Below are 13,313 nucleotides of genomic sequence, written 5' to 3'. Positions count from 1 at the left end.
TCTCAGTCGTCAAGCTTCCTGCGATTACTGAATTCGCGGTATCAGAAATATGATTAATTCCTTATCAGACGTCTCAGTCGCCGACCCCCCAAAAATGTTACGAAATATCCCAGTCGCCCCGGGAAGGTTTTCTTGATTTTCAGACCTGCTGCTTTCCATGATGCCGCCAATGACAGCTACAGCGCCATCTGCCACAAGTAGGCGAGTAGATACCTCGGACCTGTCTATAGAGGGGAAGGTAGAGCTCTGCGAATAATTTGGGCTGTCTTTATTGATTTGAACATCCAAAAATACGTTTCCGTCTCCAGTAATTGAGGGGGTCACAACAAGGCTAAGTCCAGCCTCCTTGAATGTCGGCTCTCCTTCGGCGGCGCCACTTTCATAAGGAATTTCAATCCCCTGAAATATGCGTGCCTCAGCATTGTCAACTGCGTAAACTCGGGGATTAGAAACAATCCTCGAAATGCCTTCCTCTTGTAGCGCGGTTATCTCGGCGCGCAGATCGGTCGACCCGACTTCTCTCAGTATGCCAATCGCCGCATTACTCCCACCCGGATTGAAATCAAATACCGTACCAGCGGAACTTCCAAGAGCCTGCGCGGCTGGACCGCCTTGCAATCCGCCAACCGTGACACTGCCACTTGTAGACGCCCAGTCCACACCCAGTCTCATACCAAGGGCAGATCCAAAACTTTGCGAAGCCTCGACAACAATCGCCTCTATTAGGACCTGCTGCGTGGGAACGTCGAGTGTCTCGAGCAAGTCAGATGCAGCCACAACTTCATGTTCCAATCCCCGCAGCATGACAGAATTCGTCCTTAGGTCTGGCACAATGACGAGGGGCGGCACAATACTGGAACTCTGCGTTCCCTCACTGTCCTCTGTGGATGCACCAAAGAGCTGCGCCACTTGCTCGGCCACACTTTCAATGTCGGCGTAGCGTACGCGGTGGAAAGCAGTCGTGACTTGATAAGTCTCACCATCGCGCAAACCACGCAACTCAACCGACTGGCGCGCTCGGGCTAGTTCTGCTGCCTCAATTTCACTCAATTCCGACAGAGTGTAGATTTCTAGTACACTCGACCCGCGCGTTGTCCTAAAACCGAGACGGTTAGATGATAGAATTGTTTCCATTGCCGAGCGCCAGGGGATACTTTCCATGGCGACCGACGTCACTCCACTTACTTCACTACTTACAACCATGTTTATGTTGGCGAGAGAACGCATCACGTCTAAAACCTCCCGCACATCAACATCACGCATTGTCACAGATACAGAAATATCGGGGTAACTATCTGGAATAGCGTCACTTATAACCGGCGCGCGAACCAACACCTCTTGAGCGACCACGGTCCTACCCGAGGGCAATAGCGCACTAGCCCCACCCGGCGTGGGCCGGAACAGATCCCAGAACGCACCTCGCTCCCGCACCTCAGAAATGGTCTCGTTGGCAATTTCACCAGCATCAACATCAAGCGACGGCCCAATATTGTCGCAACCAATCAAGAGCATTAGGGCCATCAAAGAAAATCGAATTCTAATCATCATAACCCCCGATTAACTCTATTTGCAGAAGCGTGTTATCATCAATACGCTCCAAGGTTACATGATGGTCACCGATTTCAATAACCTTGAGATTATCATCGATCACCTCCCCCTCCGCAACACTGAATACAAGGCCTTGATCCCGTCTCAATGTAATTATGCGGACTTCTCCGCTCAATGCAGCGCCCACCACTTCCAAGCCAATTTCGAGCTCGTCCGCGGTGTCTTCCTGATCGCTTATGGACGCGTCAATGCCGACTGGTTCCAGACGGCCAGGGGCCTCTAGCCTGCTAACAAATGGATTCGGTGGAATAGTTTGGGCCGGCGCAACAGCCGAGGCCAACAATCCCGCAGACGTTAATATCACCAAACTACAAAGATGCGGCCGTTGTCGTCTCATTGTGCAATACTCACAAATCGAAATACCTGAAGACTTAACGACAAAGCTAGGTCGCCAGATTGGGCAACATCGGCATTACCCTGCGGCACTTCAGGATGCCCCAGCACTAGCTCACTCACGACAATTTCCTTGTCTAGGTCCCTTATCGCAGTGAGAAACGCCATCACGCTGCGGTAGTCTCCACTGAGGTCAAGCTTCGCTCCGGGATTCACAACGAAGAATAGCTGCTCGCTTCCCTCTTCGATTGTGGGCGCCACCACCTCAGACTGGGAGAAAGACGAGGTTGTCAGCCGATGGCTGACAACCTCGTTTGCTATAAACGAGAAAAATTGCTCGATCTCCCTCTGGTCTTCAAACAGACCGCCGTCAACATTCAACTGTAGGGTTTTCTCCTCAAGCTCTGCGCGAAGTGTAGAATATTCAGAGGCCCTTTGTTCGTACAAGGCGACGTTTCTCTGGTATTCTCCTGGGAGGCTCAGATTGGAAACATACTGATAAGCCGGGACACTCGCCGCCCCGACAGCGGGGATTGCAAAAGCCAAAGCCGGGGCGAGGCGCCCCATTTTTATAACGCCACCAACATTTGACGAGCGCGGTGCACTCATCTTTGCAAAAAGCTCTCTTATGAGCGCACCAATATCTTGGTTTAAGTCCATCGAACGAAATCCTATAGCAAGTCGGCATATGGAACTGAGACCTCAAAAGCAAAGCCGCCCTCTTCATTTACTGAAATCTGCAACAGAGAGGCCCGGGCCCTGCCCCCACCCGACAGCAGTCCCACAAAATTTGAAACCGCAATTTCATTAATACCAATGCCCTCTACAGAGACATTACCAGCCTCCCCCGCTAGCGACACGCGAGAGAGCTGCACTTGAGACGGGACGCGAGCCAAAACCGAAATCAGAGCGGCGTAAACGTCGCGATGGTTTCCTGATATTTGTGCAATCGCCTCCTCTCGCAGGGCGAGCATCTCAAACTCCTGCCTAACCGTCATTACATCACTATCCAACGCGACCAACTCGGACTTAACCTGTTCATTATCGAGCGCTATTTGATTATAATCTGGCAGGAACATCCTCGCGGTAGCCGTTATGGCAATCGCAGACATCACCCCAAGTGCGCTAGAGACGAACAACGAACGACGGAGCGCAGACTTGCGCCGGTCTCCGTCAAAAAGGTCCCAAGACTTGTCACGAAAGTTTAGGTCACTGTCTCGGGGTGGACCGCCTGGAGCGGCCGCGGTGAATATCTGCGTATACTGGGCCATGTAAATGGCCTCCGTAACCAGACGCGTAGAGGATATTCGATTGAACTGGTCCTCGACTGCGTTTGTGTCAATCTGCGCATCAAATCTCTCTAGAGAATGGACATTTGGCCCTCGAAGGACTTCTACGTCGATGCCTTCAGGGGCACTAAATATCACGTATCTGGCATCTACTGTCTCAAAATTGTTCATTCCCCAAATTGGGTGCGGCCCGCCATCCGCATTGGTAGTGGGGGCCGAGGAAAGAGCCGGATTGAATGGCTGGATTTTTGAGCCAGACACCGGGAGGTAAACATCGACCGGCGTGTAGCGCCCAGCCCCACTAGGATAGATAACGGCTCGGCCATCCGAATGGATATCCACTCCCACTACATCCAATTCAGAACCGTGTAGAAGACATCCAGATATTGCGCTGCCAATCGGCGAGATAGAGAAACATTGAAGTTTCAAGCTGGCCAGCGACTTCTCGATATCGGCCAAAAGATCATGGTTTAAGAACACTGCCTGCGCTACGATGCCGGAACCCTCCGATCCGTCTAGCTCGAACAGCTCAAAGCAGACCTCCTGCTCTTCGAGTTCACGCGCAGTGACTACCATGTTCGGCCAGAAAGATTGATTGCGGATCGCAGCAAGCACATCCTCGCGGCTCATGCCATTGGCCACCACCTTATGCTGCTCGGTGAGGCTTTCGCCAAGATAAATAAAGGCTGCATCGACCGAGTGCTTCGGTCCAATAAAATCTGACAGCAGCGCCGAAAATGTCACTGGTCGGGGTACCTCCGCGTCGGACAGATCTATCCCGAACTCGCGGACGGCCGTGATCTGCCCCCCTCCACCGTCAAAGGTCTGAAGCACGCAAAGCAAGTGACGTTGATCAACTAGAACAGAAAGTAAAGTCTTGCTGGCGCGCAATTCCGGTTTCTTAGGGCGCGCCTCCGCATGCATCGGGTTGCGAATAGGCCCGGAATCCCGGCGCAATCTCTTAGAGAGCCCTAAATTTTTTAATGCACTAAAATTCATTCTGCGTAACTCATAGTGACGGCAATGTTGGTGTTAAGTCCGGGCTGGTTCATGTCGTCTTCCACTCGGATCTGTAAGTAGCGCTGCGTCCTAGAGGTTCCCGCACCATACTGCGCGCTCAGGCTCGCAGTTGAGGTATTTGAGGCGGCGCTAGTGTGCGTAAGGGCCACGAGACGCACATTGGGACAGCTGTATCCTGCAGAAGCGGCAAAGTTTGAAGGTAGACGCGTGTTATTTCGGAGATAGGCACTCAAGGCTTGTGTCTTCATTTCATTCTCCAAATACAACCGAGCCAGTTCAACACAGCTCACTCGCTCAATAGCCTCGTCCACTCGGGCCACTGAAGAATTCAAGACGCGATACCTGCTCGAAACGTCCTGAAATGTTGCTGTCACAGCTATAGCTAAAAACAAGCTAATAACAAGCACGGTCGGCAATATGTAACCCGGTGCCGGCCTCATCTAAATAATACATTTTTGGGAGTGATCAAAAACTCGTTGTACGAGAAAATATGCGCGCTATTGACGGACGCCACATTGAAGTATTCTGAGGAGAACGACTGAGCCCGCGCCCGACGAAAAATAGCTTCGCGAGACCGAAGCAATACCCCGACTATCAGCAGCTCAGGATTGCAGTTAGAGGGTGTTGCCGAGACGTAAAAGCCCTCCACATGGTCCACCAGCGGACCATCTGACTGATTTTGCAATACGAACGTGTTAGAAGCACGATCCCAATCGTGGATACTAAACTCTATCACACTACTGCCTACATCAAAGCCTCGATATCCCCCGCCGGTTGCAACAAACTCGAGGTCTGTTCTTTGTCTGGCCCCAGAAAGCTCGTCATACGCAACTGAGATTCTGACCGGAGACGCGCTTAGGTAGCAGCCAGGATGGTTGCCTAGGCCATTGTCCAAATCTTGATAGCCAGCATTATTTATCAGGCGCGTCATAAAGTTTTGGACGATGCTGTGCTGGCCGTTAACTTGTGCTAGTGCTATGTTGCCTGCAAGAATTTGGTTGTAGTTACGCATGACCGTAGTCGCCGCGAGGAAGAGGGTCGTAGCCACCACACTGGCGATCAACAGCTCCAAAAGGGTAAAAGCGGGGAGCGTCTTTTCCATGTTAGTCGCCCCACGGTATAATGAAACGGCTAGAGCGGATCTGGTTGGTGGACGGGATACTGTTAGCTACCGTAACGGTACGGGCTACCTGCCCCCACAGCGTTGTTTGTCCATAATCCACAGACAGCTGCGAAAGCGGGGCCTGTGTCGATGCGTCAATTCGCCGAGAGAGGCCGCGACAGAGAGAAACTGCCGTAGAGCCACTGTAAAGGTGAGAGAAACTGCCACAGCTGGAAGTGCTGGAACCTGTTATTGCTACCGAAAGAGTGGAGGTTGGCGAACCGCGGTGCGCTTGCAACATAAATAAGTCGTTGAATTCTGAACCACTTTCGATCACCGAGCTGTAGAGATTATAAAGCCCCGATTGCCGGTGGTTGTAGTCGATTGCCACCAGCGCGAAGACGAATGAAGCGGCAGCGATAACGCTCGCTATCAGTACCTCGAGAAGCGCGAATGCTGCCGCATTATGGTTCAAATCGCTCTCCATGAACCGGCCTGCATAGCGGGCAAGTTTTCTTCCAAAATAAAAAAACCAGCCTTACCAATGAAATTGACCCTCAACCCGTAGTCACGTGAGCCGCAGCGATGATCCACCAGGGCGGCCTGGTTGTAGTTGCTCTGCTCGAGCATACCTTCGTTGCTAAAACAAAAGTAGCTACTGAACATGCCCACGGCCTCAATTGCATCAAAATCTCGCCTCGACAAAACCTGACTACCATTGCCGTTTGCATCAATACCACAATTTAAGTGAGTTGCAGTACTATAAAAACGATAAATGGACAATCCGTTGTTAGCATTGGACCCGATGTTGACCCGAGTGTATCGATTGTTGTGCAGTGCAAACAACCGTGCGTTGGACAATTCGGTGTATATACCAGACGCCAATGCGTTATGGCGGGCGTCACAAACACGGGACACGCCATAAGGCGCACCCACAGCAGCAACGATACCTATGACCGCAAGAGTAACCAGTAGTTCAAGTAAAGTGAATGCGTTAAGCTTAATGTCCAACAACTGCGTCACCCGGGATCAGACCAGCCTTTTTAAGTTCCGCCACTGAATGCTCCATCGTAACCATGCCAAGATTGCGACCAGTTTGCATAACATTCAACAACTGATGCACTTTGCCTTCACGTATCAAGTTCGACACAGGTGTATTATTGATGAGAACCTCAAAACTTGCCACTCGCCCAGTTCCGTCAGTCGTTCGATGCAACGATTGTGTTAGGACCATACGAAGACTCTGCGCAAGTTGCGTCTTAATCTGTGCCTGTTGCTCCACTGGGAAAACATCTAACATGCGTGTAATTGCGCCTGGCGCAGACGACGTGTGGAGAGTTGCAAACACAAGGTGCCCAGTCTCTGCTGCCGTGAGGGCAAGCCCAATTGTTTCCAAGTCGCGCAACTCCCCGACCAAGATCACGTCAGGGTCCTGGCGCAGTGCACCGCGCAGTGAACGGGCAAATGATGTAGTGTCCTTACCAACTTGACGCTGGACGATGTTTGACTGCTGCGGCTCATGAATGAATTCAATTGGATCTTCGATGGTTATAATGTTGTGTTGTTTTGTCTCGTTAATGTGACGGATCATCGCCGCTAGAGAAGTGCTCTTGCCAGATCCCGTTGCTCCCGTCACCAGAACCAGCCCATTCCGTAGCCCACACACTTCACTCACAACTGGCGGTAGGTTGAGATCTACTAATGACGGCGGCCGAGAGGGGATGAGACGCAATATTGCGCAATGTCCAGAGGCCGTCTTGAAGGCATTTACGCGGAAGCGTAGGTCCTCAATATCAATCGCGAAATCTGTGTCACCGTTTATTTCAAATGCTTCTAGCTCATCTTCAGATATCACACCCGACATCAGCGAATGGACAAAACTAGGCGGCGTGTTGAGGCTATCTTTCTGGAGCAAACCGTTAGCGCGATACCGCAACGGCATGTTGTCAGTTATGTGAAAGTCGGAAACGCCGCTATTCTTGGCCAAGTTCGCGATACGAAGGTGTATATCTGACATTACTCAAACCTAATTAAAAATAATTTCTGACGACCCTCGATCCAATCTGAGACCTGGACATCCAACGCATGTGTCTGCACTTGGGACCGCAACAACGTAGAAGTCAGAGCCAGACGGATGAAAATTAAAAGAATAAGGTGGGTTGGTACCCGACGTCGCCAGATTAATGTCATCTAGTAAAATCTGAGAGCTCACCTGGGCGGAGCCTACAATCGCCACACCACCAGCGTTTGGGATCGCAAAACTACCGTACATTTGGAAGTTGTCCTCCGCGGCAGCTGAAATTACGCCTAAATCCAGCTTCGCGCTCTGGATTTTCTGTAACTTTATGTAGTTTTGATACTGAGGTACCGCGACGGCAGCCAAAATCGCAACAAGAGCCACTACGATCAGAAGCTCGATTAGTGTGAACGCCACTAGACGAGCAGAAAGTGGGCCTCGGATCGCGTGTCTTAAATTGTTAAGCATACGACCGAGGCACACCAGTTAGTTCACCGTGAAGGTGGAAGTAAGGTTTGAGCTACCGACGTCGGTAGTGATAGTGTGCACGCTCCCAGATCGCGATATTGACGTCATGCCATCAGCAGAGGGGTTAGCTCGAGCCTCACATGCATTGCCGCTAGAAAACGGGTTGGTGAATCCAGTGCCCTGGCAGTGATTCGCAAAGTTACTTACGAAATTGTTGGCGCCACTGCATTGAACGTTAGAATCGGCGCCATTAGCATTTTTAAATACGGCGACGCCACCGTTGATTGTGCATTCTGCAGCAAGCGCAGTCATCATACTCACGATGCGGCTGTGGTTAGTTTCAGCAGACGCAACCTTAGCGTTGTTGATGTAATTATTGTACGCAGGGATCCCAACCGCAGCCAGAACACCAACGATCGCAACCACAATCAGCAATTCAATCAAGGTAAACCCTTTGACTTTGCGAATATTCACTTGGGTGATTTTCATGTACAGCCTCTAGATATAAAGTTCTTGACAATTCGAGTCAGCAAGTCCACAACTCCCATAACTATAGTCCAAAAAATGTGCTAGGCAATAAGCTAAATAGTTGCTCGCGAAAGGGATTCGAGGCCGCAGATATGGATTCATTCGCCGCGGGCGACCCAATCGGCGGGCTTCATTACAGACCAAGCGCATCCACACAAATAAAAAAATACTCCGTCGAAATCGAGACAGCATGCTTGCGTTGAAAGCTGCATCGTGGACTGGGGGAAGGTTTTTCCGCCTCTCTTTGTGCCAACGCGCGCATGCCAACATCGCAGAGAGGACAAGTAAGTTTTTGGAATACTTGGGTAGCGGTCTCGGGAGGCACACACTAGGATAAAAATGTGTAATTAATCAATGCCAGAGAGGCGGCATCCGCACCGCATGAAAAATTTTATTCCAAAAATCGTTGAAGAGAGCCTTAAGCTGTTGGTGCAGCGCCCCGAGTGGGTTCAAGTCGGCGCACTGTGCTATCACCACAAAAAAAGGAAATTACAGATCCTTCTGGTTACGAGCCGCGGCACAAAGCGCTGAATTATTCCGAAGGGCTGGCCAATGCCGGGCAAGCACGGGTCCCCCGCTGCAAAGCAGGAAGCTTGGGAGGAGGCCGGCGTGGCTGTTGCTCAGATCGAAAGCGAACCGCTCGGACAATATCGCTATCGCAAGAAAATGGCGAGTGGCCTGGGCCTGCCCGTCACGAGTTTTGTCTAGCCAGCGTTATTTGCTAGCCCATAGGCAGTCCTCAGGTGGTTAAAGTGGCGTGCCGCCATACCACGATAGACCACCCAACCCTCTGCGGTGTCCCTCGCCACTTTATCCTCTAGCACCGCCAGGGGGCGTCCAGTTGCATAGGCCAGCATGAGGGTCTGGGCCGCACGCTCGAAAAAATAAAGATCCTCAAACGCATCGGCAACGGTAGGTCCCGCGACAGTGACGCCGTGGTTGCCCATCACGAGCACTGATTTATCAGACAGTGCCTCTGCAATCCTTTCGCCTTCCTCTAGCGCGTCCGCAATGCCACCAAATTGCAGGTCGTACGCAACCCGGCCGAAGAAGCGTGCAGTGTTATTGTCAATCGGCCAGAGTGTGGGGTCTTCAAGGCAGGCTAAGGCAGTCGCATAGGGCGAGTGCACGTGCAACACCACACGCGCGCTCGGCAGTCGCCGGTGGATTGTCCCGTGAATACACCAAGCAGACGCATCCGGCGCATTATCCCGCGTCATGACGGATGGGTCACCTGAGTTTAAGGCCAAGAGATCCTCGGGACTGATAGTCGCAAAGTGCTGCCACCGGGGATTTAGAAGAAAGACTTTGCCATCCGGGTCTAGCGCCGCGCTGAAGTGGTTACCGACACTTTCGCTCCAGCCGAGAGCGTGACAAATTCGAAACGCATCGGCTAATTCTGCGCGCAGGGTAATTTCATGTTCGTCCATCATGACTTAAACCGCCCCTCACTGACCAATGCGCGATATGTCGAGCGCATCTCGCCACGATCAACGTAGCAACCGCGCAGGTAGCGATCCCCACTCGTTGCTGAATAGGCCGCGCGCCCGTGAACAATTCTGTGATTATCGAACACCATGCACTCGCCGCCCTTCATCATGAAGCGCATCATATACTTGTCCTCTTGGAGCATACGGCCAAACCGGCAGAAGGCAGGGTAATACTCGTCCAACAGTGTCTGATCGAGATCAAAAATATCTGCCATGTGCTGGCTAATTGTGAGACCGGACACCTCGCCATGATTGTCGAGTTCAATCACAGTCTGGCGTGAGCGTGCATCATAGTGATCGTGTTCACAGAAGAACGGAATTGAGATCGTTGAGAGGAGCTCAAACCCCCGTGGGTCTCGCAGCCGGAAGTCATTAGCCACTGCCACGCCGTCAGAGTAAAGGCTCTGCCCTCCCTCAACTGTGTTGACACGACAGTGAAGAAACTGAATGCCCGGCGCAAACTCCTCTGCGGGTGTGTCTGTGTGTAGCTCGAGCGCAGCCGAGGTGTAGGCGGTGTTGGTTGGATTGATGTGAGTGCGCACATCAAAATAAGTGCCGAAGAATGTCGGGCGAACATACCCCATCAACTCAGCAGTCTGGGTCAATCCCTCGTCACTGTCGGGCATGTCCGTGACTATCGTAAAGCCATGGACGAGCATAGCCTCAATCCACGCTGAGCGCTGTCCAGTGTCTGCAAGGAGATCCGGTTGCGCAAAACGCGGAACATTGGGGTAGTGATCGCTGTACCAAGCCTCACGCTTGAGGTCGGCTGGATCTGGGCGGGACTTGCCAATTGCATAAGTTTCAATCCAGTCCAGCGGCATGCGCGTCACGTGATCCTCGTCTACCCACTCAACATGCAGGATACCATCAGCAATCCGGGCTGCTTTCGCTCGTGGCGGTTGCTCTAAATGAAAAATGTCAAAACTACGTTCACGCGTTATTGGGCTGAAGGAGCTAGGGCAATTGTCGCGCAGCCAGTAATAATTTAGGTAGCGACGCCCCCGCTTGGGCAGGGTCACGAACAGGCCCCTACCCCCCAACTCTACTGCCATTACGACTGAGGATTTTCCGTCAAGCATTACTTTAGTCCAGATAATTACAATAATTAAAAATTACAATTGCACATTGATTTTTTAATTATAGATGGATTTCTATGAATATAACATAAGCCATGAGTTATATTCATATTATGGACCACTTCCCCCCACTTCGCTTATTGGTCTGCTTTGAGGCACTCGCCCGGCACGGATCCATGCGCGAGACCGCCGCACAAATGAACGTGAGCCAGCCAGCGATCAGTCAGGCGATAAAGACGCTCGAGGAATATATCGGCGCCGCACTATTGGATCGACGCCGCAAACCGGCAAGCTTGACGGAAGAAGGTGAGATGCTGGCGCGCTCTGTGCGCGAGGGATTGAGCCAAATCCGCGCAACCATCAGCGACATTCAGGCAGCCCAAGCGGGACATGAGCTGCAAATCACAGTCGCCTGCACTCTGGGGGTTGCAACCTATTGGCTGATGCCCCGCCTCCCGCAGTTTTACGCGCTGCACCCAGAAATAACGGTGAACGTCCAGGCGCCACCCACAGACTTACCAATACTGTCGCCAGATATCGATCTGGCCCTACGTTATGGGGCTCAGAATTGGCGCGACGGGCACAACGAAAAGCTGTTTGATGAAGTGGTCTGTCCCGTGGGAGCCCCTAAGCTCATCGACACACTGCGAGCAAGTGGCACTCCAATATGGAGCGCCCCCTTAATACATGTGCGAAACCCGCACACACAACACTGGGCCGGGTGGGAGGCCTATCTTGCAGCCAAGGGTATGCCAGCGCCCAAGCAGGCAGGGCACTCATTTAATAACTATGTCCAAGCCATGCAGGCAGCTCTGGATGGCCGAGGCCTCATGCTGGGGTGGCGCTCAATTACTGCTGGCGCAATTAATGATGGAACACTTCGTCCACTCGCACATCTAGCCCATAATTTTGGTACGGCATATTACATCTCAAGCTGGAAAACACCGACACAAAATACCCGCTCGTTTATTAACTGGATCAAGACAGTGGCTTAGTCTACGGGGCTAGGTCTACAAATTATATCGACGTGCAGTTATCTTTCATCTTGATAGAAAAAATACCCATGATAGCCTCACGCAATGAGCGATCCGATTCCAGAGTTGAGACTGTGGCAAGCCGTCCTGTGGAGGGCAAATCAGGATTTACAAGCAAGCGAAAGCAGCAGAGATCGAGAGTTTCAAGACGTCAGGCGCTGGATTGGAGAATACCCATCGAGAGACTTTCGAGAAGTGTGTATGATGGCGAACTTGGAACCTGATTTTGTACACCCGCGGCTTCATAAAGCACTATCAGAAAAGTTAGAGCACCTGGCACCACACAAACAAAGTAAAAACTTTGCCGCAGAGTAGGCGTGACGACTGAGCTATACTGCTAGTGGGGATAAGTTATGTTTGGGTGTGCAAAAATTTACTTCCACGGGCAGTCTGCTTGCCAATCAGCGCATTTGCAGATGGGCTCAGGAGAGTTCGCGGAGCAATCTGAAGAAAAGCATCGAAACTACGAGCACTGCTGCAAAACCTAACACATCTCCGACAAAAATAGCGCCAGAGGCCCGCACGTCTGTTACATCCAAAGTGTAGTGCAGGGCCGCATTCATCATTGCACCAAACGCACCTGCGAGGGCTAAACTCTTCCAATCGATTGATACCGAGAGATAATTGCGCTCAATAAAGTCAAAGCGGCTCAATACCTCGAAGGCCAGCACGCAGGCAACGAGGCTCCCCAATGCCAGAACAAGCCCTTCGAAGATCGTGCCAGCATCATCCCCAAACCACACAAAGACAATGCTGATAGGCAGAAGGTAGAGGATGCTTCGCCAACCAAACAAATAGGCCGCCAGCACTCGAACACCATGAGGGAAGAACAGCACGCTGGCATAAATAATGTCAGGTAGCACGAACTGCTGCAATTTATCCGACACAACGAATACAGCCTCAAAGGCCATCGCGTAAAAGATCGAACACATGACCAAGGCCACAAGATCGGTCATAAGTGCATGCCGCATACGCACAGCCTTACTCGAGAACTTAAAAGATCAAGCCACGATTATATAATCGGACTTACGACCTGCGCCTGCGCGCTTCAGCTTGCCCTTATCGATCAGGCAGCGCAGCGTGCGGAATTTCGTGCTCACGGGCATGTCCGCGATCAAATCCTGCGCCTCTAAATCATGAAGCGAAAATGAGCCGTCTGCTTTTGCGGCCAATGCCGCGGCACTCAGCACATATTTCTCAGCCTCAGTGAGTTGGTGAATGCCCACTGACGCCTCCATTTTTTCCAACGTATGGCGCAAGCGCGCGGCATTGGTGAGGATGTCAAAATTTAAATCCAATTGCCTCCACCTCGCAAAAGTTTGCCTCACTGGGTTGAACTAAAACC

Annotated in this window: 17 protein-coding genes; 4 read left to right on the top strand and 13 right to left on the bottom strand. The window is 51.6% G+C overall.

What is annotated here, in order from left to right; translation table 11 throughout:
• Positions 1-24: 24 nt before the first annotated feature.
• Positions 25-1,521: a secretin N-terminal domain-containing protein gene (locus tag AAC637_RS09805; RefSeq protein WP_340303400.1), complete on the bottom strand. Its 1,497-nt coding sequence runs from the start codon at positions 1,519-1,521 to the stop codon at positions 25-27.
• 85 nt (positions 1,522-1,606) lie between these two features.
• Here AAC637_RS09805 and AAC637_RS09800 point away from each other — a divergent pair, with 85 nt between their 5' ends.
• A complete protein-coding gene (locus AAC637_RS09800) occupies positions 1,607-1,831 on the top strand; it encodes a hypothetical protein (protein ID WP_340303399.1) in 225 nt (74 codons plus the stop codon).
• Between the two features lie 110 nt (positions 1,832-1,941).
• Here the strand turns inward: AAC637_RS09800 and AAC637_RS09795 are convergent, their stop codons facing one another.
• The 8 genes from AAC637_RS09795 to AAC637_RS09765 all read right to left on the bottom strand — a co-directional run bounded on the left by AAC637_RS09795 (position 1,942) and on the right by AAC637_RS09765 (position 8,326).
• Positions 1,942-2,601 (bottom strand): hypothetical protein, encoded by a 660-nt coding sequence (locus AAC637_RS09795; RefSeq protein ID WP_340303398.1) that lies wholly within the window; start codon positions 2,599-2,601, stop codon positions 1,942-1,944.
• An 11-nt stretch (positions 2,602-2,612) separates the two neighbouring features.
• The gene (locus AAC637_RS09790) at positions 2,613-4,229 is read right to left on the bottom strand and encodes a hypothetical protein (RefSeq protein WP_340303397.1); all 1,617 of its coding nucleotides are present in this window, start codon (positions 4,227-4,229) and stop codon (positions 2,613-2,615) included.
• Between the two features lie 457 nt (positions 4,230-4,686).
• Positions 4,687-5,352 (bottom strand): PilW family protein, encoded by a 666-nt coding sequence (locus tag AAC637_RS09785; protein ID WP_340303396.1) that lies wholly within the window; start codon positions 5,350-5,352, stop codon positions 4,687-4,689.
• Position 5,353: 1 nt separating this feature from the next.
• Complete coding sequence (locus AAC637_RS09780; RefSeq protein ID WP_340303395.1) at positions 5,354-5,839, bottom strand: hypothetical protein; 486 nt, start codon at positions 5,837-5,839, stop codon at positions 5,354-5,356.
• On the bottom strand, positions 5,824-6,375 hold the full coding sequence (locus AAC637_RS09775) for a pilus assembly FimT family protein (RefSeq protein WP_340303394.1): 552 nt from the start codon (positions 6,373-6,375) through the stop codon (positions 5,824-5,826). Before AAC637_RS09775 ends, AAC637_RS09780 begins: the two co-directional genes overlap by 16 nt.
• Complete coding sequence (locus AAC637_RS09770; protein WP_340303393.1) at positions 6,353-7,369, bottom strand: type IV pilus twitching motility protein PilT; 1,017 nt, start codon at positions 7,367-7,369, stop codon at positions 6,353-6,355. Before AAC637_RS09770 ends, AAC637_RS09775 begins: the two co-directional genes overlap by 23 nt.
• A 9-nt stretch (positions 7,370-7,378) precedes the next feature.
• Positions 7,379-7,837 carry a prepilin-type N-terminal cleavage/methylation domain-containing protein gene (locus AAC637_RS12700; RefSeq protein WP_445322733.1) on the bottom strand — a complete coding sequence of 153 codons (459 nt, stop codon included), beginning with the start codon at positions 7,835-7,837 and terminating at the stop codon, positions 7,379-7,381.
• 18 nt (positions 7,838-7,855) lie between these two features.
• Positions 7,856-8,326, bottom strand: coding sequence for a type IV pilin protein (locus tag AAC637_RS09765; RefSeq protein ID WP_340303392.1), 471 nt, complete (start codon positions 8,324-8,326; stop codon positions 7,856-7,858).
• Positions 8,327-8,917: 591 nt separating this feature from the next.
• Between AAC637_RS09765 and AAC637_RS09760 the strand changes: the two genes are divergently transcribed.
• The gene (locus tag AAC637_RS09760; protein WP_340303391.1) at positions 8,918-9,073 is read left to right on the top strand and encodes a hypothetical protein; all 156 of its coding nucleotides are present in this window, start codon (positions 8,918-8,920) and stop codon (positions 9,071-9,073) included.
• Here the strand turns inward: AAC637_RS09760 and AAC637_RS09755 are convergent.
• Entirely contained in the window at positions 9,070-9,798 is a 729-nt protein-coding gene (locus AAC637_RS09755; RefSeq protein WP_340303390.1) for a class II aldolase/adducin family protein, read from the bottom strand. The genes AAC637_RS09760 and AAC637_RS09755 overlap by 4 nt on opposite strands.
• On the bottom strand, positions 9,795-10,877 hold the full coding sequence (locus AAC637_RS09750; RefSeq protein ID WP_340303389.1) for a TauD/TfdA family dioxygenase: 1,083 nt from the start codon (positions 10,875-10,877) through the stop codon (positions 9,795-9,797). Before AAC637_RS09750 ends, AAC637_RS09755 begins: the two co-directional genes overlap by 4 nt.
• A gap of 152 nt (positions 10,878-11,029) precedes the next feature.
• Here AAC637_RS09750 and AAC637_RS09745 point away from each other — a divergent pair, with 152 nt between their 5' ends.
• Positions 11,030-11,929, top strand: a complete 900-nt coding sequence (locus AAC637_RS09745) for a LysR substrate-binding domain-containing protein (RefSeq protein ID WP_340303388.1) — start codon at positions 11,030-11,032, stop codon at positions 11,927-11,929.
• Positions 11,930-12,013: 84 nt separating this feature from the next.
• Positions 12,014-12,283 (top strand): hypothetical protein, encoded by a 270-nt coding sequence (locus tag AAC637_RS09740; RefSeq protein ID WP_340303387.1) that lies wholly within the window; start codon positions 12,014-12,016, stop codon positions 12,281-12,283.
• A 107-nt stretch (positions 12,284-12,390) separates the two neighbouring features.
• On the opposite strand, the gene AAC637_RS09735 is transcribed toward AAC637_RS09740, so the two are convergent.
• Both AAC637_RS09735 and AAC637_RS09730 read right to left on the bottom strand, forming a co-directional pair.
• Positions 12,391-12,924 (bottom strand): hypothetical protein, encoded by a 534-nt coding sequence (locus AAC637_RS09735; RefSeq protein ID WP_340303386.1) that lies wholly within the window; start codon positions 12,922-12,924, stop codon positions 12,391-12,393.
• 45 nt (positions 12,925-12,969) lie between these two features.
• Positions 12,970-13,266, bottom strand: a complete 297-nt coding sequence (locus AAC637_RS09730; protein WP_340303385.1) for a hypothetical protein — start codon at positions 13,264-13,266, stop codon at positions 12,970-12,972.
• Positions 13,267-13,313 lie beyond the last annotated feature (47 nt).

This window comes from Roseobacter sp. HKCCD7870, from assembly GCF_037830315.1.
GTDB lineage: Bacteria > Pseudomonadota > Alphaproteobacteria > Rhodobacterales > Rhodobacteraceae > M30B80.
This window is presented reverse-complemented; position numbering and strand designations above follow the sequence as displayed.

Coding starts and splice junctions, on each gene's coding strand:
- AAC637_RS09735 (WP_340303386.1), bottom strand. CDS start 12,924: ATGACCGATCTTGTGGCCTTGGTCATGTGTTCGATCTTTTACGCGATG.
- AAC637_RS12700 (WP_445322733.1), bottom strand. CDS start 7,837: ATGCTTAACAATTTAAGACACGCGATCCGAGGCCCACTTTCTGCTCGT.
- AAC637_RS09740 (WP_340303387.1), top strand. CDS start 12,014: ATGAGCGATCCGATTCCAGAGTTGAGACTGTGGCAAGCCGTCCTGTGG.
- AAC637_RS09765 (WP_340303392.1), bottom strand. CDS start 8,326: ATGAAAATCACCCAAGTGAATATTCGCAAAGTCAAAGGGTTTACCTTG.
- AAC637_RS09795 (WP_340303398.1), bottom strand. CDS start 2,601: ATGGACTTAAACCAAGATATTGGTGCGCTCATAAGAGAGCTTTTTGCA.
- AAC637_RS09770 (WP_340303393.1), bottom strand. CDS start 7,369: ATGTCAGATATACACCTTCGTATCGCGAACTTGGCCAAGAATAGCGGC.
- AAC637_RS09800 (WP_340303399.1), top strand. CDS start 1,607: ATGATGGTCACCGATTTCAATAACCTTGAGATTATCATCGATCACCTC.
- AAC637_RS09755 (WP_340303390.1), bottom strand. CDS start 9,798: ATGATGGACGAACATGAAATTACCCTGCGCGCAGAATTAGCCGATGCG.
- AAC637_RS09760 (WP_340303391.1), top strand. CDS start 8,918: ATGCCGGGCAAGCACGGGTCCCCCGCTGCAAAGCAGGAAGCTTGGGAG.
- AAC637_RS09790 (WP_340303397.1), bottom strand. CDS start 4,229: ATGAATTTTAGTGCATTAAAAAATTTAGGGCTCTCTAAGAGATTGCGC.
- AAC637_RS09805 (WP_340303400.1), bottom strand. CDS start 1,521: ATGGCCCTAATGCTCTTGATTGGTTGCGACAATATTGGGCCGTCGCTT.
- AAC637_RS09780 (WP_340303395.1), bottom strand. CDS start 5,839: ATGGAGAGCGATTTGAACCATAATGCGGCAGCATTCGCGCTTCTCGAG.
- AAC637_RS09745 (WP_340303388.1), top strand. CDS start 11,030: ATGAGTTATATTCATATTATGGACCACTTCCCCCCACTTCGCTTATTG.
- AAC637_RS09785 (WP_340303396.1), bottom strand. CDS start 5,352: ATGGAAAAGACGCTCCCCGCTTTTACCCTTTTGGAGCTGTTGATCGCC.